This window comes from Acinetobacter sp. YH12255, from assembly GCF_013417355.1.
Classification (GTDB): Bacteria; Pseudomonadota; Gammaproteobacteria; order Pseudomonadales; family Moraxellaceae; genus Acinetobacter; species Acinetobacter pseudolwoffii.
Genome location: NZ_VPEC01000079.1, coordinates 1 through 6,051 on the forward strand (window position 1 = coordinate 1; position 6,051 = coordinate 6,051).

The 6,051-nt window shown below is 31.0% G+C and carries 7 protein-coding genes and 1 pseudogene; 4 read left to right on the plus strand and 4 right to left on the minus strand.

Annotated elements, in window-relative coordinates; all coding sequences use genetic code 11:
- Positions 1-144 precede the first annotated feature (144 nt).
- Positions 145-909, minus strand: a complete 765-nt coding sequence (locus FTV30_RS15305) for a YodC family protein (protein WP_180001876.1) — start codon at positions 907-909, stop codon at positions 145-147.
- Positions 910-951: 42 nt separating this feature from the next.
- On the opposite strand from FTV30_RS15305, the gene FTV30_RS15310 reads away from it, so the two are divergent.
- A complete protein-coding gene (locus FTV30_RS15310; RefSeq protein WP_180001877.1) occupies positions 952-1,248 on the plus strand; it encodes a hypothetical protein in 297 nt (98 codons plus the stop codon).
- Positions 1,249-1,723: 475 nt separating this feature from the next.
- Here FTV30_RS15310 and nadS read toward each other — a convergent pair whose 3' ends face one another.
- Together nadS and FTV30_RS15320 are read right to left on the minus strand one after the other, a co-directional pair.
- Entirely contained in the window at positions 1,724-1,996 is a 273-nt protein-coding gene (nadS, locus tag FTV30_RS15315; RefSeq protein ID WP_180001878.1) for a NadS family protein, read from the minus strand.
- Positions 1,989-2,309: a type II toxin-antitoxin system RelE/ParE family toxin gene (locus FTV30_RS15320; RefSeq protein WP_005404023.1), complete on the minus strand. Its 321-nt coding sequence runs from the start codon at positions 2,307-2,309 to the stop codon at positions 1,989-1,991. The genes nadS and FTV30_RS15320 overlap by 8 nt, the downstream gene beginning before the upstream one ends.
- Positions 2,310-2,514: 205 nt before the next feature.
- On the opposite strand from FTV30_RS15320, the gene FTV30_RS15325 reads away from it, so the two are divergent.
- From FTV30_RS15325 to FTV30_RS15335, 3 genes are all read left to right on the plus strand, one after another.
- Positions 2,515-4,320, plus strand: a complete 1,806-nt coding sequence (locus FTV30_RS15325) for an AAA family ATPase (protein ID WP_159373193.1) — start codon at positions 2,515-2,517, stop codon at positions 4,318-4,320.
- 396 nt (positions 4,321-4,716) lie between these two features.
- Positions 4,717-5,226, plus strand: coding sequence for a hypothetical protein (locus FTV30_RS15330; RefSeq protein ID WP_046206310.1), 510 nt, complete (start codon positions 4,717-4,719; stop codon positions 5,224-5,226).
- Positions 5,227-5,253: 27 nt separating this feature from the next.
- A complete protein-coding gene (locus FTV30_RS15335) occupies positions 5,254-5,589 on the plus strand; it encodes a hypothetical protein (protein WP_180001879.1) in 336 nt (111 codons plus the stop codon).
- A gap of 20 nt (positions 5,590-5,609) precedes the next feature.
- Here FTV30_RS15335 and FTV30_RS16385 read toward each other — a convergent pair.
- Positions 5,610-5,822: pseudogene (locus tag FTV30_RS16385) on the minus strand (hypothetical protein).
- Positions 5,823-6,051 lie beyond the last annotated feature (229 nt).

Consider the following 6,051-nt stretch of genomic DNA (forward strand, 5'->3'; position numbering starts at 1 on the left):
CTGGACAAAATGACTCCAGATGAGTTTTACTATGACCAGCTACCACAACAAAATAAGGTAGCTTAACTAGAGCAGAATATCACTTATAAATAAGCTTTTAGTTGTTCAAACAAGTGGGACCACCTCTATGTTACTTTAATCTCTTTACTGTCCTCTAGGATTAGAATCACCACTTTCTCTTAATCGCCATAACTTATTCACTTTATCCCAAACTACATTTGTTGAAGTTATTTCTTCAAATGCCTTTAAAACACTTTTGTTTATAGCCAAATTACCGTACTGATTAATATATACCGCAGCTTCACCGTATATTTGCTCTAACCAAATAGCAGCACTTTCTTGTTCTAAATATCTATCTTTAATTAGCTTAGTTTTCATATTTTTAGCTATTTCTTCAAGGTTATTTATTTCTAAAGGGCTGTTTTTTTTTATACTAACCAATACTAAAGGACTAAACTCCCCCCTAAATAATTTTGTTCCTACAAACCAAAAACATAGAATCTTGTTGTCTATGACTGATTCAACAGTCATAAGAGGACCTTCTTTTGATTTTAACTGTACAACTATGCCTATTTTTAAATTATTTTCTTTTAAGAAGTCCTGATCATTCTTAATTTTTTCTACTTTTTTTATGTTTTCTTCATTACTAATAAAATCTAAAACTAAACACCTTTCACAAACTAAATAACTTTTATTTGTATTAATTGAGACAAACTCATATATCTTATTAGCCATAGTCAGACTGAAACAACAATGAGTTTCATCATCGAATTCTATATTTTCATATTCAGTATCATCATCTTCATCTCGACTATAAAGATCAAGATATACTCTTTCGAAGCGAAATGGTCCTTCATCAAATCGTTCTGAAAGAGATGAATAATTTTTTAAAAAATAAATTGTATTCATGTATCTGTTTACTATCCAATCAATAAGTAGGTGGGCTAAAAAATGTTAATTAAACAAGGTTCTATAGTACAACTTAATTCAGGTAGTCCTAATTTAGTAGTAGAATCGATTTCTATTTATATGATAGAAGGAAACGGTAAATATTATTCAATCAGTCAACTACCTACTCATCTAAATAATACTGAATTAAAAAAGTATTTAGCAGAAAAAATAGATATTAAAATTGATGATTTACCTATCGAGGCTATCCAAATTTCCTTAGATTGTATTTGGTTTCAAGGTAAAGAACCAGTTTCGGATTCTTTTGATTTTCGACTGTTAAATCTAATTTCTTCTTAAAATTCTTTTTTATTTAACATAATGGCGCTTATACGAAGTACACTTGTATATTAACATTTAAATCAATAACTTAAAAAATTCACCCTGACCACAAAATGCACAAAAAATGGCTTTTGTAATAAGTTGGTGAATTTTTAAGCAGATCTGTAACATTTTGCCAGTAAATTTGGATAAAAAACGATCAATTTGGCGATCAGTGCCTATTTCATACGGATCCAGGTTCCAAAACTATCCCCAATTGCTGGGGATAAAATTTAGGCTATTTTGTACGCTTTGGCTCACATAAAACTCGGCCCTTTGCGGCTATCCAGGATAGGTGAATTTTCCTATGATGAAGTCATAGAGAACAGGATGTTCCAAACAACAAGAATAAGAAAGATCGCACCAGGAGAGTGAGGTAAGACAGGAGTCATACCTAGCAACCCAATATGAGAAACCCCGGCAGGATGCTGGGGTTTTTTATTATCTAAACTTTTTAAATTAGGGTTGGATGGGCATCCAGAATGCGAATTAGAGTCGCTGCAGGGCCAGTTGGATAGCGACGACCTTGTTCCCAGTTTTGTAGGGTTCTCGCGCTAATATGCAAACGTGCAGCAAATTCAGCTTGGGTTAAGCCTGTTTTCTCACGTACTTGTTTAATATCCGGTAACTCAAGCTCAGTCACTCGACTTGCTTTCATTTCATTGCGTTTAATGGCACCAGCTTCTTTAATTGAAGCAATCAGGTCATCAAATAAGTTGTTATCCATGAAATTGCTCCTTCACTAATTGACGCAAAATCGAGGTCTCTTTGTCTGTCAGATTATCTTTTACAGACTTTGGATAAGCCACCAGGAAAAAGATCTGATCATCTTCTGTGACCCAGTAATAGATCACACGGATGCCGCCACTTTTACCTTTATTGCCTTGAGCACAGCGTACTTTACGAATTCCACCGCCATTCTTGATTAAGTCACCTTTATCAGGCTGTACCAAAAGATCTTGCTGGAGCTGACGATACTCTTCATCGTTCACAAGCTCTTTGATTTGCTTGGTAAAAATACTAGTTTCAATGAATAACATAGATTAAGGTACGTCAATGGCGTATAAGAATTTTAGCAGTTTTAGAACAAAAAAACGAGAGTTATAGGCTACTGTTTCGGATAACCAGATTATCTTAGTTTTAGATGATCTTTACATTTTAAAATCTTTAACAGACATAGTTTTTTATGATGAATTATATGATAGGTTATTTTTTTCAACTAGTTAAAGTAACCTTGGAAATTTAATGTACTTAAGAAATCTTCACATTAGAAATATTGGGCCCATTGAGAAATTAGACCTTGAATTTGAATTGCAAGAAAACTTTAATCCGAAACCAATAATTTTAGTGGGGAAAAATGGCTCAGGGAAAACATATACTTTATCTTATATAGCAGATTCTTTTTACGAATTAGCAAAAAAACAATTTAACGATATAGTAAAGAAATCAAATAATCTTGACAATCCATATTTTAGAGTAATATCAGGAAAAGATATATCAACCAGTAATAATAGTAAAAGTGCTTCTGCATATTTACGGTTTATAGATGATCAATCTAACAATGAAATACATTATTGTGAAAAAATTGGAGAGATATCTTTTACACAGGAATTATTAAATTTGTATGGAAATAAAATAACTACATTTAAAAGTGATAATAATCCTGATAAAAATATTTTAGCTTCAGAAGAAGTTATAAAAAAATTATTTTTAAATACTATTACTTTTTTCCCAAGTTTCCGAAAAGTTACTCCACATTGGTTAAACTTAAATGCACAAAACCAAGATTTATTTAGTATTGAAGTAAAATATGGTGGAAATCTAAATAAAGAAATCATGTGCGTTGATACTTTTCAAAAAAATATTCAGTGGATGCTAGATGTTATTTTAGATTCCGCTATTTTACCTGCTGAGCTAGATCACATAAAAAGTGAAGATGATAGAAATCAAGAAATTAGAAATAAACAAGCTATTAACCATTCATACAGAAATATCAATAAAATTTTTCAAACAGTTTTAGAAAATGATGAAATATATCTAAAAACGGGATGGCGAAATTCGGCAGAATCTCGATTGTCAATACATTGTAGAGGAAAAGTTGTTGTACCAACTTTAGAGCAACTTTCTACAGGACAACTGATTTTACTTAACTTGTTTATTACAATAATACGTCATGCGGATTATAAAGATATGAATAATAGTATCCGCTTAGAAAATATAGAAGGAATAGTTGTTATTGATGAAATTGACACACACTTACATAGTAAACATCAAAGTGATGTTTTGCCTAAGCTTATAAGTCTTTTTCCGAAAATACAGTATATCGTTACCTCACATTCACCACTTTTTGTCTTAGGTATAGAGAATAAATTGGGAGCTGAAAATATTCAAATAATTGATCTTCCTTCAGGAATAAATATTACTTCAGAACGATTTAATGAATTCGAAGAATCATTTAATATTTATAAAGAAACAGCTAAATTTGAAGAGAATTTACATAAAAAAATTCAAGAAACATTAAAGCCACTTATACTTGTTGAAGGAAAAACAGATATTAAGTTTTTAAAAAAAGCTTTTAACTTAAAAGAAAAAAATGAATGGTTGGAAAATATAGATATTGATGAAATCGGTATTACACAAGAAAACGGACAAGTTAAATTTGGTGGGGAAAGTAGTTTAAACAAAGGGTTTGAGTTTTTAAAACACAATTTGACGGCAATAAATCGTAAGGTCTTATTTTTATATGATTGTGATACTAACATTAGTAGGCAGACCCTTGGAAATATCACACAAGACAAAGTCCCTTGTAATTTAGATAATACAAAAATTAAAAAAGGTTCAGAGAATCTTCTAAATATGGAGCTTTTTACTGAAGAGTTTTATGTGACAAGAGAAAAGCAAGATGAGTATGGATGCTTACAAAAAATTCAAAATTTTGAAAAAAATAAATTTTGCGATTATATTTGTCAAAATATAAATGACCCTAAAGTCTTTGATAAATATGAAGAGTTAGTCTTCCCAATTATCGAAACTTTTCTGAAAGAAACTTAAATATCTATTAGACACCTTTTAAAGGTGTCTTCTTATTTAACATAAAATCTCTTATGCGAAATCTCAGGCAAAAATCCCAACCGAGGGTTGGGAGAGATAAAAATTGACCCTAAATCACGTGGCTAGATAGGTCATAATTATTTTATTAACTTTCCGCCTTGCTTAAGAACAATATATAAAAAATCTAAAATACATAAAACTGATAACACTAAGAATAATGATCGACTTACCAGATAGCCAATTTGTTATAAACATATAATCTAGAGATTGAAATAAAATAATAGTGTTTTTTTTCATTACGTTAGATATACAAATCTGGTTTTTTATGTCCTTAGACATACTTGAAAAATACTCTATTCTTATGACCTTTTAAAATCTAATTTGTCTGAGCAAATCATGAAAATATTTTTCCTTACTTTAGTTGCTTTAGCTTTAACAGCATGTTCCAAACCTCATGATAAATATGTTGGTTACTGGCAACTTGAAGATACAAAATATCCAAAAGTTTTAGAAATCTATAAAGAGGGCAAAGAAACTTACATCGTAAATGAGAATATTCTTTCAGAAACTGATTGGTTTGGAAATAAAAAATCAGGAACGGTTTTAGAGAAGAAAGAAAAAGAACTTGGTGTGAATAACGGTTTAGCAGTTATCACATTCAACTTATCTGATGATGGAAAAACACTGCGAATTAGTAATCAACGCTATACCAAAATTAGTGAAGATGATGCAAAACAGATGATCACACATAAGAAAAACTGCGAAAGCTTAAGATTGAAATATAGAGAGGAAGCTAAAGCATTCAATATTTTTGCGCGAGATGCTCAAAAAGTCGAACAGGATAAAATTAAAGATAACTATCGAGAGCTCCAGAAAGAAATTCCTAATTGTAGTTTTGGAATCTAACTTATTTAAATATATTTAGGAAAATTTATGAAAAATTTCAAATTTTTACCATTGTTATTTGCATCTCTTTTTGTAGGATGCGGCACAGTCGGAAATATGGTCATCCAGGATCAAACTTTAGAACAAAAGGCAGCCTTTGCTTTAAATACAACTTCAGACAAAGTGGCCATATCAAATAGACAAGGATCTATTGATGGCACGATAAACTTTGTAGCCACTGTAGGAAAAAAATCACATCAATGTTATATCACAACAGTTGGAGGAGCTATTAGTTCCCAGGCAGTTTGTTCGGGTTCTAATTCTGTAAAACAAAGTAGTGATAAGCAATGTAATGCTCTATTGAAAGCAGCAGACCGCTGTTAATTTTTATGCAAAAGCTCAGGTTAATCCTGAGCTTTCTGTTCAATCTTATCATTGGCAGAGAACATACCTGGATTTGTAAGCCTGATATTTTCCTGACAACTTTCACACAGCATCAATCCTGCAAAAAGCTGTACATTCTGTCCATTTCAACAAAGCGTACATGGTTTTAAAAGTTGAATAATATTGTCCAAAATTAAGACTCCTTTAAGTTTAATTTTCCTGAGCCAAAGCATTACAACCTATAGCAGGGCTTAGATTGAAATTTAACATAAAATCTCTTATTCAAAATTCATCAAACTATTTCTTAAAAAAAATAAATATGATATTTTTTTATAATAGAGACCTTTGCACGAAACAGCCCCTTTGCTCGAGGCATACCACCAAACCGAAAAAAAACAAAGAATGGCAATGAAATAAGCAAAACAATGGCTAAATCATGGATAAAATCTCCAAATGGTTGTT